This window comes from Mycobacterium simiae, assembly GCF_008370645.1.
Lineage (GTDB): Bacteria > Actinomycetota > Actinomycetes > Mycobacteriales > Mycobacteriaceae > Mycobacterium > Mycobacterium simiae_A.
Window position 1 is genome coordinate 1 of the sequence record NZ_VTZN01000014.1, and the last position, 13,643, is coordinate 13,643.

The 13,643-nt window shown below is 63.6% G+C and carries 16 protein-coding genes; 12 read left to right on the forward strand and 4 right to left on the reverse strand.

Annotated features, from left to right (window positions below; translation table 11 throughout):
* Window positions 1-623 (reverse strand): inositol monophosphatase family protein (locus tag F0Q45_RS04090; protein WP_149652715.1); only part of this gene is annotated, 623 nt, incomplete at its 3' end.
* Window positions 624-800: 177 nt separating this feature from the next.
* Here F0Q45_RS04090 and ppgK point away from each other — a divergent pair.
* The 4 genes from ppgK to F0Q45_RS04110 all read left to right on the forward strand — a co-directional run bounded on the left by ppgK (window position 801) and on the right by F0Q45_RS04110 (window position 4,373).
* Window positions 801-1,589 carry a polyphosphate--glucose phosphotransferase gene (gene ppgK, locus F0Q45_RS04095; protein WP_149652716.1) on the forward strand — a complete coding sequence of 263 codons (789 nt, stop codon included), beginning with the start codon at window positions 801-803 and terminating at the stop codon, window positions 1,587-1,589.
* Between the two features lie 179 nt (window positions 1,590-1,768).
* Window positions 1,769-3,298: an RNA polymerase sigma factor gene (locus F0Q45_RS04100; protein ID WP_149652755.1), complete on the forward strand. Its 1,530-nt coding sequence runs from the start codon at window positions 1,769-1,771 to the stop codon at window positions 3,296-3,298.
* Window positions 3,299-3,359: 61 nt separating this feature from the next.
* Window positions 3,360-3,842 carry a tryptophan-rich sensory protein gene (locus F0Q45_RS04105; RefSeq protein WP_188112781.1) on the forward strand — a complete coding sequence of 161 codons (483 nt, stop codon included), beginning with the start codon at window positions 3,360-3,362 and terminating at the stop codon, window positions 3,840-3,842.
* Between the two features lie 153 nt (window positions 3,843-3,995).
* On the forward strand, window positions 3,996-4,373 hold the full coding sequence (locus tag F0Q45_RS04110; RefSeq protein ID WP_149652718.1) for a RidA family protein: 378 nt from the start codon (window positions 3,996-3,998) through the stop codon (window positions 4,371-4,373).
* Here F0Q45_RS04110 and F0Q45_RS04115 read toward each other — a convergent pair.
* On the reverse strand, window positions 4,358-4,729 hold the full coding sequence (locus tag F0Q45_RS04115; protein WP_149652719.1) for a DUF952 domain-containing protein: 372 nt from the start codon (window positions 4,727-4,729) through the stop codon (window positions 4,358-4,360). The genes F0Q45_RS04110 and F0Q45_RS04115 overlap by 16 nt on opposite strands.
* A 125-nt stretch (window positions 4,730-4,854) precedes the next feature.
* Here F0Q45_RS04115 and F0Q45_RS04120 point away from each other — a divergent pair, with 125 nt between their 5' ends.
* Both F0Q45_RS04120 and F0Q45_RS04125 read left to right on the forward strand, forming a co-directional pair.
* A complete protein-coding gene (locus tag F0Q45_RS04120; RefSeq protein ID WP_149652720.1) occupies window positions 4,855-5,040 on the forward strand; it encodes a DUF7455 domain-containing protein in 186 nt (61 codons plus the stop codon).
* Between the two features lie 75 nt (window positions 5,041-5,115).
* Window positions 5,116-6,102 (forward strand): YihY/virulence factor BrkB family protein, encoded by a 987-nt coding sequence (locus F0Q45_RS04125; protein ID WP_149652721.1) that lies wholly within the window; start codon window positions 5,116-5,118, stop codon window positions 6,100-6,102.
* On the opposite strand, the gene F0Q45_RS04130 is transcribed toward F0Q45_RS04125, so the two are convergent.
* Window positions 6,103-6,342: a DUF3039 domain-containing protein gene (locus F0Q45_RS04130; RefSeq protein WP_149652722.1), complete on the reverse strand. Its 240-nt coding sequence runs from the start codon at window positions 6,340-6,342 to the stop codon at window positions 6,103-6,105.
* Between the two features lie 61 nt (window positions 6,343-6,403).
* Here F0Q45_RS04130 and F0Q45_RS04135 point away from each other — a divergent pair, with 61 nt between their 5' ends.
* The 3 genes from F0Q45_RS04135 to F0Q45_RS04145 all read left to right on the forward strand — a co-directional run bounded on the left by F0Q45_RS04135 (window position 6,404) and on the right by F0Q45_RS04145 (window position 8,807).
* The gene (locus F0Q45_RS04135) at window positions 6,404-6,829 is read left to right on the forward strand and encodes a DUF3099 domain-containing protein (RefSeq protein WP_149652723.1); all 426 of its coding nucleotides are present in this window, start codon (window positions 6,404-6,406) and stop codon (window positions 6,827-6,829) included.
* A 164-nt stretch (window positions 6,830-6,993) separates the two neighbouring features.
* Window positions 6,994-7,965, forward strand: coding sequence for a sigma-70 family RNA polymerase sigma factor SigB (gene sigB / locus F0Q45_RS04140; protein ID WP_149652756.1), 972 nt, complete (start codon window positions 6,994-6,996; stop codon window positions 7,963-7,965).
* Between the two features lie 149 nt (window positions 7,966-8,114).
* Window positions 8,115-8,807, forward strand: coding sequence for a metal-dependent transcriptional regulator (locus F0Q45_RS04145; protein WP_149652724.1), 693 nt, complete (start codon window positions 8,115-8,117; stop codon window positions 8,805-8,807).
* Here the strand turns inward: F0Q45_RS04145 and F0Q45_RS04150 are convergent, their stop codons facing one another.
* On the reverse strand, window positions 8,808-9,875 hold the full coding sequence (locus F0Q45_RS04150) for a DUF4192 domain-containing protein (protein ID WP_149652725.1): 1,068 nt from the start codon (window positions 9,873-9,875) through the stop codon (window positions 8,808-8,810).
* 114 nt (window positions 9,876-9,989) lie between these two features.
* Between F0Q45_RS04150 and sthA the strand changes: the two genes are divergently transcribed.
* The 3 genes from sthA (at window position 9,990) to F0Q45_RS04165 (ending at window position 13,607) form a co-directional block, all read left to right on the forward strand.
* Window positions 9,990-11,396 carry a Si-specific NAD(P)(+) transhydrogenase gene (gene sthA, locus F0Q45_RS04155; RefSeq protein WP_149652757.1) on the forward strand — a complete coding sequence of 469 codons (1,407 nt, stop codon included), beginning with the start codon at window positions 9,990-9,992 and terminating at the stop codon, window positions 11,394-11,396.
* A 164-nt stretch (window positions 11,397-11,560) separates the two neighbouring features.
* Window positions 11,561-12,538 (forward strand): PAC2 family protein, encoded by a 978-nt coding sequence (locus F0Q45_RS04160; protein WP_149652726.1) that lies wholly within the window; start codon window positions 11,561-11,563, stop codon window positions 12,536-12,538.
* 43 nt (window positions 12,539-12,581) lie between these two features.
* Window positions 12,582-13,607, forward strand: a complete 1,026-nt coding sequence (locus F0Q45_RS04165; protein ID WP_149652727.1) for an alpha/beta fold hydrolase — start codon at window positions 12,582-12,584, stop codon at window positions 13,605-13,607.
* Window positions 13,608-13,643 lie beyond the last annotated feature (36 nt).

Sequence of the window (13,643 nt, forward strand, 5' to 3'; positions counted from 1 at the left end):
CGGCGCACATCGCGGACCATCGGCAGCATCCCGGCCAGCACTGCCGCCTGGGCTGCGCGGCGTCGCGTTGAATAGCCAAAGCCGGTGCCCAACAATGACATCGACAACTCGTCGACGCCGGTGCAGCGCAACTCGCGGCTGCCCTGCGCGTCGGTCACGTGCGCACCGCGGCCAACCGCAGCCGAATAGACTTTGCCGCCGACGACATCCGCGACCGCACCGGCCACCGATACACCGCCGACCTGAGCGCCGACCGACACCGCGTACGCCGGTATGCTGTAAACGAAATTCACGGTCCCGTCGATAGGGTCAAGCACCCAGGTAACGGCGCCAGCAGCCGTGGCCGTCGAGGCGCTGGGCCCACCGCCCTCCTCCCCCAGGATCGGGTCCCCAGGCCGGAGCTGGGCCAAACGCGTGCGCAACAGGCGCTCGGTATCGGTGTCGACGACCGTGACCGGGTCGGTCGGCGTGGTCTTGGCGCGCACCGCGCTCCCGCTACCAGCGCCGGCTGGATGGACACCGAATATCTCTGCACGCCGACCGCGCACGAACTCGGCAGCCTCAGTGGCGAGGGTTTCAGCTACCGAGCGCAGCCGCGCGGGCTCGCTATCAGTTGGTGTCACTGCCCTATCGCATCACAAGTGCCGACTAACGCGTAGCGTCGCCAACCGGGTTGGATGCTCTGCCCCTCAGCCAGCTCAGGCGATATCGCCGCCAGGCGGTTCAAATTCACGCTCCGCGACGCGCTGCGGGCTAAGGTGATCGCACACACCCCCGTCACGCCTCGCCGAGGAGATTCGATGACTGACCCCGCATCCGAAACAGCCGGTGCCACCCAGCAACGTCGCGGCTTCGGCATTGATGTCGGCGGCACCGGCATCAAAGGTGGCATCGTCGACCTGGATAGCGGCCAGCTCATCGGGGACCGGATCAAGCTGCTGACCCCGCAACCGGCCACTCCGTCGGCGGTCGCGAAGACCATCGCCAAGGTGGTGAACGAATTCGGCTGGACCGGCCCGCTCGGAGTGACCTATCCCGGTGTTGTCACTCGCGGCATTGTTCAGACAGCCGCCAACGTGGACAAGTCATGGATCGGAACCAACGCTCGCGACGTCATCGGTGCCGAACTGAATGGGCAAGAAGTGACGGTTCTCAACGACGCAGATGCGGCCGGGCTTGCCGAAGAACGCTACGGAGCCGGCAAGGACAACTCCGGTCTGGTCATCCTGCTTACCTTCGGCACCGGGATCGGCTCGGCGGTCATCCATAACGGCAGGCTGATCCCCAACACCGAGTTCGGGCACCTCGAGGTTGGAGGCAAGGAGGCCGAGCACCGGGCAGCCTCGTCGGTCAAAGAGAGAAAGGACTGGAGTTACGAGAGGTGGGCCAAGGAGGTGACCAGGGTCCTCGTCGCGATTGAAAACGCGTTGTGGCCTGACCTGTTCATCGCCGGCGGCGGCATCAGCCGCAAAGCCGACAAGTGGGTGCACCTCTTAGCGAACCGCACCCGTGTAGTGCCGGCAACCTTGCAGAACGCCGCCGGTATAGTCGGCGCGGCGATGGCATCCACCGAGGATGTCACCCACTAAATTTTGCGGCACGGGCAGTACACGTGCGCAGTGAAGTTACAATGGTCATCGGCGACAGCCCAACCGATAGCACGCGAGTATCTACGCCGATATCAGCGCCGACATTCGACATAGCAGACACTTTCGGTTCAGCACGCCCAGAACTCATACCGGAAGTGAGTACCACCGAAGGGGTTTATGTGGCAGCGACCAAGGCCAGCTCGGCGACCGGAGAGCCGGTGAAACGCACCGCCACCAAGTCCCCGGCCAAAGCCGGCGCTAAGCGCACGGCGGCAAAGTCAGCCAACGGAGCTGCGCCTGCAAAGCGGGCTACGAAGGAGGCAGGCCGGGCAACCCCAGTCGGGGGCTCCGAGGACGCCGTAGCCAGCGTCAGCCCGAAGAAGAGCCGGGCCTCGGTCAAAGCCCCGAAGGTATCCGGCAGCCAAGCCAAGGTAGCCGTCGATAGCCCGGAAGGGGCCATCGCGGATCCGGAAATTGCGCTGGATGCTGCCGCAAACCTCGACGATGAACCAGAGCTCGACGTCGACCCGAGCGAGGACCTCGACCTCGGTCTAGACGATCTGGAAGACGTAGTGGAAGTCGTCGATGATGACGCCGACCTCGATCCGGCTGACGCCGAGGAAAGCGAGGACATCGCGTCTCCCTCGGTCGCCGCGCCCGGGACTGCCGCCGATGAGGATGAAGAGATCGCCGAGCCCACCGAAAAGGACAAGGCCTCCGGCGACTTCGTGTGGGACGAGGACGAGTCGGAGGCATTACGACAGGCGCGCAAAGACGCCGAGCTCACCGCGTCCGCGGACTCGGTTCGCGCCTATCTCAAGCAGATCGGCAAAGTGGCGCTGCTCAACGCCGAAGAAGAGGTCGAGCTGGCCAAGCGCATCGAGGCCGGTCTGTACGCCACGCAGCTCATGGCTGAGCTGACAGAGCGCGGCGAGAAGCTGCCCGCCGCCCAGCGCCGCGACATGATGTGGATTTGCCGCGACGGCGATCGCGCGAAAAACCACTTGCTGGAAGCCAACTTGCGGCTAGTGGTGTCGCTGGCCAAGCGCTACACCGGGCGCGGGATGGCGTTCCTGGATTTGATACAAGAAGGCAACTTGGGCCTGATCCGCGCGGTCGAGAAGTTCGACTACACGAAGGGCTATAAGTTTTCCACCTACGCCACGTGGTGGATTCGCCAGGCCATCACCCGCGCCATGGCCGACCAGGCTCGCACCATCCGCATTCCGGTGCACATGGTCGAGGTGATCAACAAGTTGGGCCGGATTCAGCGCGAGCTGCTGCAGGACCTGGGCCGCGAGCCCACGCCCGAGGAGCTGGCCAAGGAGATGGACATCACGCCGGAGAAGGTACTGGAAATCCAGCAGTACGCCCGCGAACCCATCTCGCTGGACCAAACCATCGGCGACGAGGGCGATAGCCAGCTGGGTGACTTCATCGAGGACAGCGAAGCGGTGGTCGCCGTAGACGCAGTGTCGTTCACGCTGCTGCAAGACCAGCTGCAGTCGGTGCTGGACACGCTCTCCGAGCGCGAGGCAGGCGTCGTGCGGCTGCGCTTCGGCCTCACCGACGGCCAGCCGCGTACCCTTGACGAAATCGGCCAGGTGTACGGCGTGACCCGCGAACGGATCCGGCAGATCGAATCGAAGACCATGTCAAAGTTGCGTCACCCCAGCCGTTCTCAGGTCTTGCGGGACTACCTGGACTGAGCGACAGACGCAGTTACGGCAGCGAGGTACGAATTCAGGCCGCGCGATAAGCTTTGTCGCCGTGGCATGGGTAACCGCTATCGTCGTTGCCGCGATTTGCGCAGTGCTCGAGGCCTGGTTATCGGGGCCCAGGCCTTTTCTGCTCCTCGCCTCGCTCCAGCAGCCAAAATGGGCGCTGCCGTCCTGGGGCTGGATGGTCATCGGAGGCGTCTTCTACGTGATCATGACCACCGCTGCCGCGACCGCGTTGCGCTCAGGTGCGTCGGGCCGACCAGCGTTTGCGCTTGTCGTGGCGGTCCTGCTTACCGACAGCTTCTGGAACTACCTGCTGTTTCGCTGCCGACGCATCGATTGGGCCTACAGCTACCTTTTCCCCTATGCCGCATTGGTAGCTGGGACGACTTGGGCGGTCTTCAGGCTTAGCCATGTCGCTGGCATGCTCGTTGCGCTCTATCTGGCCTTTCTGCCCTACGACATGGCGTGGAGCCGCGCGCTCATGCGCCTCAACCCGAATTTTCCCATCAAGCCTGGTTACCCCGGTTAGCTGAGCCAGCCTCGCCCGCACGGCCTCCGGGCCCTACGCCCACTTAGCCGAACAGCCACAGGGTTGTTCCCGCAGCACAACACATTCAGCTGCCCCGACTGAACACCGATGCGCCACAGACATCGATGCGGCGACCACCGTACTGTCACCCGCATGACAACAACGCGCAGGCTCATCTCGTCGGAATCGGACTTCGAGGCGACGGTCGGCTACTCGCGTGCGGTGCGCGTCGGCCAGCACATCGCAGTGGCCGGAACAACTGGGGCCGGACCGGCCGGTGACATCGCCGCCCAGACCAGAGACGCCTTGCGCCGCATCGAAATAGCGCTCGAACAGGCGGGCGCGACCCTCGCCGAGGTGGTACGCACCCGGATTTACGTGACCGATATTTCACGCTGGCGTGAGGTGGGCGAGGTGCATGAGCAGGTTTTCGGCAATATCCGTCCGGCCGCTACGATGGTCGAGGTTTCGGCGCTAATAGACCGCGCGCTGATGGTGGAGATCGAGGCAGACGCCTACCTAGACCGCTGAGGGGCTCCTGAGGCCGGCGAGAAACTGCCGTCAAGAGCCGGCTGGTAGGCGGTGACCCTGACGATGGCACGAATTGGCAGCGGGCCGTACAGATGAGGAAACAGCATCGACGCTGGGTCGGTCGCAACGCCGGGCTCCCAGCGCAGCGGCGAGTCAAGTGCCGCGGGGTCGATGTGCAGCAAAACCATGTCACGGCGGCCGCGGAACAGCCGATTGGCCGGTAGCTGCACCTGCTCCGGCGTGGAGAGGTGGATGAAGCTGACACCTGGTTCGGCAAGGATGCTGCCGCGGTGCCGGGCACGTGACCATTCTTGGATCCCGCACATATGCACCAGCTTGGCTGAAGTGGGCGACATGCTAGCTAGCTTGCCCGAGCTGCGGGCCGAATTGGGTGAGAAACGACACACCTGATACCAACTGGGGAACAAGGCGAAAACGGGGAACGTCTGAGACAGTGAACTCACGTAGATATGGAGCAGCCATGAACGCAACGTTGACCGGTCCCGAACTGACCAGAGCTGACCGCTGCGACCGCTGCAGCGCAGCAGCCCGCGTCCGTGCGAAGCTACCCTCCGGAGCCGAACTCCTCTTCTGCCAGCATCACGCCAACAAGCACGAGGCAAAACTGATTGAGTTATCGGCCGTGCTGCAGGTCAGCGGAAACTAGCTTCGGGGCAGACTCGACACCTGAAGCAGGGGCCAATGCGCGACGGGTGACCGGTCTTCGGCAATGCTGGACACGATGAGCGACCAACCCGCTAAGCCGTCCCGGCACCACATCTGGCGAATCAGCCGTCGCACGCTGTCCAAGAGCTGGGACGATTCGATCTTCTCCGAGTCCGCGCAAGCAGGTTTTTGGTCTGCCCTGTCCCTACCGCCGCTGCTCTTGGGCATGCTGGGCAGCTTGGTTTACGTAGCTCCGCTGTTCGGACCGGACACATTGCCGGCGATCGAGACGCGCATCATTTCCACCGCCCGTAGCTTTTTCTCTATCAGCGTGGTCAACGAGATCATCGAACCGACCATCCGCGACATCACCGCCAATGCGCGCGGCGAGGTAGTGTCACTGGGTTTCTTGATTTCGCTGTGGGCGGGCTCGTCGGCCATTTCGTCCTACGTGGACGCCGTGGTGGAGGCGCACGACCAGACCCCGTTGCGCCATCCGGTGCGGCAGCGATTCTTCGCGCTCTTCCTGTATGTCGTGATGCTGGTGTTCGTGGTGGCCACCGCGCCGGTAGCGGTGATCGGCCCCCGCAAGGTCAGCGAACATATCCCGGACAACTTGTCTAACGTCTTGCACTACGGCTATTACCCGGCACTGATCGTGGGCGTGACCATCGGAGTGATCATCCTCTACCGCGTCGCGCTGCCCGTACCGCTGCCTACGCACCGACTGGTCTATGGTGCCATGCTGGCGACGGCGGTATTCCTGGTGGCAACCCTGGGCCTGCGGTTCTACCTGACGTGGATCACTAGCACTGGCTACACCTACGGCGCGCTGTCCACGCCGATCGCCTTCCTGTTGTTTGCCTTCTTTGGCGGCTTCGCGATCATGATCGGCGCCGAACTCAACGCCGCCATCCAGGAGGAATGGCCGGCACCCGCCACGCATGCGCACCGGCTGCGCAACTGGCTGAAAGCGCGCGCCGCTGCGATGAGCGCAACGACGGATACAGCGTCAACGCCGCAGTCGCAGCCCGATCCCGCGGCGGTCGAGCCACCGTCCTGATTAGCCCTGCTTCAGCCGATCGTAGATCTGCTTGCAGTCCGGGCACACCGGCGAACCCGGTTTAGCAGCCCGGGTGACGGGAAAGACCTCGCCGCACAACGCCACCACGTGGCTACCCATAACCGCGCTCTCGGCGATCTTGTCCTTCTTGACGTAATGGAAGTACTTCGGAGTATCGCTACCGGTCCCGTCGTCGACGCGTTCCTCGGCATCGGTGCGTTCGATCGTCTGCGTCTGCATACAGACATTGTGCCTCCTGACGCGGCCCTGCCGGAATCGGTTGGATGTGGGACACGATCGGATGTGGGACAGTAGAAGGATGAAGCGCGGCTCCGAGCCAAGTTTCGACGACTTCGATGATCAGAGCCGCCCGGTACTGATCACCGCGGCCGCACCGTCTTATGAAGAGCAACATCGGGCGCGGGTGCGCAAGTATTTGACACTGATGGCATTCCGCATTCCGGCGCTGATCCTGGCCGCGATCGCCTACGGCGCCTGGCATAACGGCTTGATCTCGCTCATGATTGTGGCTGTCTCGATTCCGCTGCCATGGATGGCGGTGCTCATCGCCAACGACAGACCACCACGCAGCGCCGATGAGCCGCGACGCTTCGACGACGCCCGACGACACACCCCGCTGTTCCCGACTGCTGAGCGGCCGTCGCTCGAGGCTCGACGAGACGCTGCGCCGCAATCGGACTCGCGAGACTTCGACGGCTGGGTCTAAGCCCGGACTCCGGTTCGCCGGCCCGCCGGGCTCTTCTTAGGACATTCTCAGGTCAACGGCACATCTGTGCACGTCATGGGGTGTGAGGTGACGGTCCGGTGGGAACTCTGAGCCTGGGCCTGTCGTTAAACCCCATGACAACACAACCCAATCGGGAGGGCGCAATGGCCGAAGCCACCACAAGGGCCACCACAAGCCGGGCTGACAGCGATTTGGATGCTCAAAGCCCCGCGGCTGATTTGGTGCGCGTATATCTGAACGGCATCGGTAAGACTGCGCTGCTCAACGCCGCTGACGAAGTCGAACTGGCTAAGCGCATCGAAGCCGGGCTCTATGCGGAGCATCTGCTGGAAACTCGGAAGCGGTTGGGCGAGAACAGGAAACGCGAACTGGCCGCCGTGTTGCGCGATGGTGAGGCAGCACGCCGTCACCTCCTCGAAGCCAACCTTCGGCTGGTGGTGTCGCTGGCCAAGCGCTACACAGGACGAGGCATGCCGCTGCTGGACCTTATCCAGGAAGGCAATCTAGGCCTGATCCGTGCGATGGAGAAGTTTGACTACACAAAGGGATTCAAGTTCTCCACATATGCCACGTGGTGGATACGTCAGGCCATCACCCGCGGGATGGCCGACCAGAGCCGCACCATTCGGCTGCCTGTGCATCTGGTTGAGCAGGTCAACAAGTTGGCGCGGATCAAGCGGGAGATGCACCAAAATCTGGGCCGCGAAGCCACCGATGAGGAACTGGCCGCCGAATCCGGCATTCCGGTCGACAAGATCAACGATCTGCTTGAGCACAGCCGTGACCCGGTGAGCCTGGATATGCCGGTCGGCTCCGAAGAGGAAGCTCCTTTGGGTGATTTCATCGAGGACGCCGAAGCCATGTCCGCGGAGAACGCGGTCATTGCCGAACTGTTGCACACCGACATTCGCAGTGTGCTGGCCACTCTCGACGAACGAGAGCATCAGGTGATCCGGCTGCGCTTCGGTCTGGACGACGGCCAGCCGCGCACCCTCGATCAGATTGGCAAGCTGTTCGGCTTGTCCCGCGAGCGGGTACGCCAGATCGAGCGGGACGTGATGGGCAAGTTGCGCCACGGCGAGCGCGCTGACCGGCTGCGGTCGTACGCCAGTTGAGGAGCCGACCAGAAACTGGTTTGAGAAGCTAGGTACCAGACGGTGTGCCCGCCGCGGTCAGCGGCGGGCATACTGCTGCCGTGGGGCGTTTCAGGCCAGCCACGGCCGCAGCTGGCCAAGTAGACTCGGCGGCGACGGAGGATGGGCGAATGAACGACTTGGTTGATACCACCGAGATGTACCTGCGGACGATCTACGACCTCGAGGAAGAAGGCGTCACGCCGTTGCGCGCCCGGATCGCCGAGCGACTCGAGCAGAGCGGCCCGACGGTCAGCCAGACGGTGTCGCGGATGGAGCGCGACGGGTTGCTCCGCGTAGCCGGTGACCGCCACCTGGAACTCACCGACAAGGGCCGAGCGATGGCGGTCGCCGTGATGCGCAAGCACCGCCTTGCGGAACGCCTGCTGGTGGATGTCATCGGCTTGCCGTGGGAAGAAGTCCACGCTGAGGCATGCCGGTGGGAGCACGTGATGAGCGAGGACGTGGAGCGCCGGTTGGTCAAGGTGCTCAACCATCCGACCACCTCCCCGTTCGGCAATCCCATTCCGGGTTTGCTGGACCTCGGCGTGGGGCAGGAATCCGGCGCTGGCGACGTGAACCTAGTGCGGTTGACGGAACTGCCGGCAGGCTCGCCGGTAGCGGTCGTAGTCCGCCAGCTCACCGAGCATGTTCAGGGTGACATCGACCTGATCACGCGCCTGAAAGATGCCGGTGTGGTGCCCAACGCACGGGTGACCGTCGAAATCAACCCCGGCGGCGGCGTGACTATCCTCATCGCCGGGCATGAAAATGTCACGCTGCCGCATGCGATGGCGCACGCGGTTAAGGTTGAGAAAGTCTGACTACCCCGCGCGCCGACCAAATGGCCCAGGTGCACGTCGTGGTGGTAGCCGTACGCCGAGTTGTTCGGCCAGTCGGTAGCCGGTGGTCGCGAGTTCACGGATGTGTTCGGGCCGAAGGCCGGACTGCAGCGCTGTGTCCAGCATTCCTGCCATGCGGTGGCCAGGCGCGCAGCGCAGCGCGGCCTCCAGTGATACCCCGGCCAGGGGGCCGTCGCCGCGAGCGTAGGCGCTGAAGGCCAGCAATACCAGCGCCTCCACCCGCCACGGCGCTGGGAGCGTGCGGGCCAGCACCGCCCATAACGACTCTGCCTCGCCGGCGTTCTCGCCGACCGCAAGGGCATACAACGTGTCACGCACCTGCACGTCGGTCAGCGCGCAGCCCAGCTGCCCCAACTCCGCTTCGGACAGCGGTTGCCCGTCAGCCACCCGCGCGGCGGCGGCCATCGCGTTCTCCACGTCGCAGCGGCTGCGAGCCACAGGATCATTGCGATGTTCGGTCTCCCGCTCGGCGGCCGCTCGCTGTACCGCGGCGATCAGCTCGCCCGTGCCTGCCGAGTCGTCGACTGCGACGATGGCCTGCAGCTCGGCACGCTGCGAATAAAGTCGCCGACCCGCTAACACCGCCGCCACTGCAAGCGGTGACGCGGCCGGGTCGTCGATAGCACCGCCTGATCCGCAGCCGTCGACACAATGCCAGCGCCCGTCTATAGCGATCTGGTCCACGATGTGCGCTGCCCAAAGTGCGATGTCGCGCTGCGACAGTGCCGCGGTCACCGCATCGCACAGCTTTCGGTACTCTTCATTGCAGCCTGGACACTGCGCTCCGCCCGCGTCGACGATCACCGCGATCGCAGCCTCGGGAGCTGCTGCGGCGGCCACGTCTGCGAGCTGCTCAACCCGGTCGGCAAGATCCTCTGAGAGATCGGCGCGCAGCACCGACCCAAGTTCGCCATCGGCTATCGAAATCAGGACCAACGATTTCTCCGGCACGAAGCCGAGGATGGCCGGTAGCGCGGCGATCAACGCACCAGGGCGATTCAGTTCATAATCAGGTCGATGCTTCGTCATAAGCACCAACGCTGACGATCGCCACTGTCAGCCGGTGCGCACATCCGGCGGCAGAGTAGCCCAACTGTGGACGAAGTCGCCACTGTGCGTTCTACTGTCTATCTCATGGGGTCCATGCGCGAGTACGACATGGTGGTTCTCGGGTCTGGGCCCGGCGGCCAGAAGGCCGCCATCGCCTCGGCCAAATTAGGCAAGTCCGTAGCGATTATCGAACGCGGCCGAATGCTGGGCGGCGTCTGCGTGAACACGGGCACCATCCCGTCCAAGACGTTGCGCGAAGCGGTGCTTTACCTCACCGGCATGAACCAGCGCGAACTGTACGGCGCGAGCTACCGTGTCAAGGATCGGATCACCCCCGCCGACCTGCTGGCAAGGACCCAGCATGTGATCGGCAGAGAAGTCGACGTGGTGCGCAACCAGCTAATGCGCAACCGGGTCGACCTGCTGGTCGGGCACGGTCGGTTCACCGATCCGCACACCATCGTCATCGAAGACCCGGGCCGCCGAGAAATGACCACAGTCAGTGGCGATTACATCGTCATCGCCACAGGTACCAGGCCGGCCCGGCCGTCCGGCGTCGAGTTCGACGAAGAAAAGGTCCTCGACTCTGACGGGATACTTGACCTCAAGTCACTACCGGCCTCGATGGTCGTGGTAGGTGCCGGCGTGATCGGCATCGAGTATGCCTCGATGTTCGCGGCGCTGGGCACCAAGGTCACCGTCGTCGAGAAGCGGGAAAACATGCTGGACTTCTGTGACCCCGAGGTCATTGAGGCACTGAAATTCCACCTACGCGACCTGGCGGTGACATTCCGGTTTGGCGAAGAGGTCACCGCCGTCGACGTCGGCTCGGCAGGCACAGTGACTACGTTGGCCAGCGGCAAGCAAATTCCCGCCGAGACGGTGATGTACTCCGCGGGACGCCAAGGCCAGACCGACCACCTAGACCTAGACAACGCCGGTCTGCAGGTCGAAAGCCGCGGCCGCATCTGGGTCGACGAGAAGTTCAAGACCAAGGTCGACCACATCTACGCGGTCGGCGACGTCATCGGCTTCCCGGCGCTGGCGGCGACGTCGATGGAACAGGGCCGACTTGCCGCCTACCACGCATTCGGAGAACCGACCGACGGCATCACCGATCTGCAGCCGATCGGCATCTACTCCATCCCCGAGATCTCCTACGTCGGCGCCACCGAAGTGGAACTGACCAAGGACTCCATCCCGTACGAAGTGGGCGTGGCACGCTACCGTGAGCTGGCCCGCGGCCAAATCGCCGGTGACTCATACGGCATGCTCAAACTGCTGGTGTCCACCGAAGATCTCACGTTGCTCGGTGCGCACATTTTCGGCACCAGTGCCACCGAGATGGTGCACATCGGACAGGCCGTCATGGGATGCGGAGGCACCGTCGAGTACCTGGTCGACGCGGTCTTCAACTACCCGACATTTTCCGAAGCCTACAAAGTGGCCGCGCTCGACGTGATGAACAAGGTTCGGGCGCTCAACCAGTTTCGCCGCTGATCGAGCCGTCGGGTCGCGGGGCTCGCCGGTGAATACGGCCCGACGGTGTGGCGTTATGCAGATGTGCGAACAAACGAGTTCGCTGTGAGATCGTGGGGGCCCGTCGATGTGCGAGACACTAGTGAGGGCACCCTGGTTAGACCCTCGGAGAGGAGGCAACACCCATGGCGCACGATCATGACCCGGGCGAGGCCCAGGACTACCAGCCGGGGCAACAGGGCATGTACGAGCTTGAGTTCCCGGCGCCGCAATTGTCGACGTCCGATGGCCGTGGACCAGTGTTGGTGCACGCTTTGGAGGGCTTTTCCGATGCAGGTCACGCGATCCGGCTGGCCGCCGTCCACCTCAAGGCGGCCCTGGACGCCGAGCTGGTCGCGTCGTTTGCGATTGACGAATTGCTGGATTATCGCTCGCGACGGCCGCTGATGACCTTCAAAACTGATCACTTCACCAACTACGACGATCCAGAACTCAGCCTCTACACACTGCGCGACAGCGTCGGTACCCCGTTTCTGTTGCTTGCCGGTATGGAGCCCGACCTCAAGTGGGAGCGTTTCATCACCGCTGTACGCCTGCTGGCCGAGCGCCTGGGGGTGCGGCAGACCATCGGTTTGGGCACCGTTCCCATGGCCGTCCCCCACACCCGGCCGATCACGATGACCGCGCACTCCAACAATGCCGTACTGATTGCCGACTTCCAGCCGTGGATCTCCGAAATTCAGGTCCCGGCAAGCGCTTCCAATCTTCTGGAGTACCGAATGGCCCAGCATGGTCATGAGGTCGTCGGATTCACCGTGCACGTCCCTCACTACCTGACGCAGACCGACTACCCAGCAGCTGCACACGCGCTGCTGGAGCAGGTGGCCAAAACCGGAGCACTGGAGCTACCCCTGGCGGCATTGGCGGAATCGGCGGCCGAGATTAGGGCCAAGATCGACGAACAAGTTCAGGCCAGCGCAGAAGTCGCCCAAGTGGTGGCCGCTCTCGAGCGCCAGTACGATGCCTTCATCGACGCTCAGGAGAACAGATCGTTACTAGCGCGCGACGAGGATCTGCCGAGCGGCGACGAGTTAGGCGCAGAGTTCGAGCGATTCCTGGCTCAACAGGCAGAAAAGAAGTTCGACGACGACGACCAGGCTTGACATCCCTAAGCGCCATAATCGGCCGACAACGAGGTGGGCGAGAATGACCGAGCGGAAGCGCAATCTTCGCCCAGTGCGGGAGGTGACCGCGCCTTCGCTTCAGTTCCGCACCATCCATGGCTATAAGCGGGCCTTCCGGATCGCCGGGTCCGGTCCGGCAATTCTGCTGATCCACGGTATCGGGGACAACTCCACCACCTGGACGTGCATCCACGCTCAGCTCGCCCAGCGCTTCACCGTCATCGCTCCCGACTTGCTGGGCCACGGAAAGTCCGATAAGCCGCGGGCCGACTACTCGGTTGCTGCCTACGCCAATGGCATGCGGGACCTGCTCAGCGTGCTGGACATTGAGCGGGTCACCATCATCGGTCATTCACTGGGCGGCGGGGTGGCGATGCAATTCGCCTACCAGTTTCCGCATCTGGTGGACCGGCTGATATTGGTCGGCGCAGGTGGTGTCACCAAGGATGTCAACGTCGTCTTCCGATTGGCATCGCTGCCGATGGGCGCCGAGGCGTTGGCGCTGTTGCGGTTGCCCCTGGTATTGCCGGCTGTTCAGCTGGCCGGGCGGTTGCTGGGCCTGGCGATAGGCTCCACCGCCATTGGGCAGGACCTGCCCAATGTGTTGCGCATACTTGACGATCTGCCGGAGCCGACGGCTTCGTCTGCATTTACTCGCACTTTGCGGGCCGTGGTGGATTGGCGAGGGCAGATCGTCACGATGCTGGACCGATGTTATTTGACTCAGGCGATCCCGGTGCTCATCATCTGGGGCAGCCGAGACTCGGTCGTCCCCGTCCGACACGCCCGGATGGCGCACGCCGCGATGCCCGGCTCCCGGTTGGAGATCTTCGCGGGCTCAGGGCATTTCCCATTCCATGACGACCCCGCCCGGTTTCTCGACCTGGTGCAGCGCTTCATCGATTCCACCGAACCACCTGAATACGATCAGGCCGCGCTTCGTGAATTGCTCCGGAGCGGAGGCGGCGAGCGAACCGTTTCGGGCCCGGTCGATACCCGCGTCGCCGTGCTCAGCGCAATGGGTTCCGACGAACGCAGCGCCACCTGATCAGCCGGGCCCTCATGACGTCACACAGCGTCGTAC

Excerpts from the sequence above, each read along its gene's own strand:
- ppgK (WP_149652716.1), top strand. The coding sequence starts at position 801 with ATGACTGACCCCGCATCCGAAACAGCCGGTGCCACCCAGCAACGTCGC.
- F0Q45_RS04110 (WP_149652718.1), top strand. The coding sequence starts at position 3,996 with ATGACAACAACGCGCAGGCTCATCTCGTCGGAATCGGACTTCGAGGCG.
- F0Q45_RS04115 (WP_149652719.1), bottom strand. The coding sequence starts at position 4,729 with ATGTCGCCCACTTCAGCCAAGCTGGTGCATATGTGCGGGATCCAAGAA.
- F0Q45_RS04120 (WP_149652720.1), top strand. The coding sequence starts at position 4,855 with ATGAACGCAACGTTGACCGGTCCCGAACTGACCAGAGCTGACCGCTGC.
- F0Q45_RS04125 (WP_149652721.1), top strand. The coding sequence starts at position 5,116 with ATGAGCGACCAACCCGCTAAGCCGTCCCGGCACCACATCTGGCGAATC.
- F0Q45_RS04130 (WP_149652722.1), bottom strand. The coding sequence starts at position 6,342 with ATGCAGACGCAGACGATCGAACGCACCGATGCCGAGGAACGCGTCGAC.
- F0Q45_RS04135 (WP_149652723.1), top strand. The coding sequence starts at position 6,404 with ATGTGGGACAGTAGAAGGATGAAGCGCGGCTCCGAGCCAAGTTTCGAC.
- sigB (WP_149652756.1), top strand. The coding sequence starts at position 6,994 with ATGGCCGAAGCCACCACAAGGGCCACCACAAGCCGGGCTGACAGCGAT.
- F0Q45_RS04145 (WP_149652724.1), top strand. The coding sequence starts at position 8,115 with ATGAACGACTTGGTTGATACCACCGAGATGTACCTGCGGACGATCTAC.
- F0Q45_RS04150 (WP_149652725.1), bottom strand. The coding sequence starts at position 9,875 with ATGACGAAGCATCGACCTGATTATGAACTGAATCGCCCTGGTGCGTTG.
- sthA (WP_149652757.1), top strand. The coding sequence starts at position 9,990 with ATGCGCGAGTACGACATGGTGGTTCTCGGGTCTGGGCCCGGCGGCCAG.
- F0Q45_RS04160 (WP_149652726.1), top strand. The coding sequence starts at position 11,561 with ATGGCGCACGATCATGACCCGGGCGAGGCCCAGGACTACCAGCCGGGG.
- F0Q45_RS04165 (WP_149652727.1), top strand. The coding sequence starts at position 12,582 with ATGACCGAGCGGAAGCGCAATCTTCGCCCAGTGCGGGAGGTGACCGCG.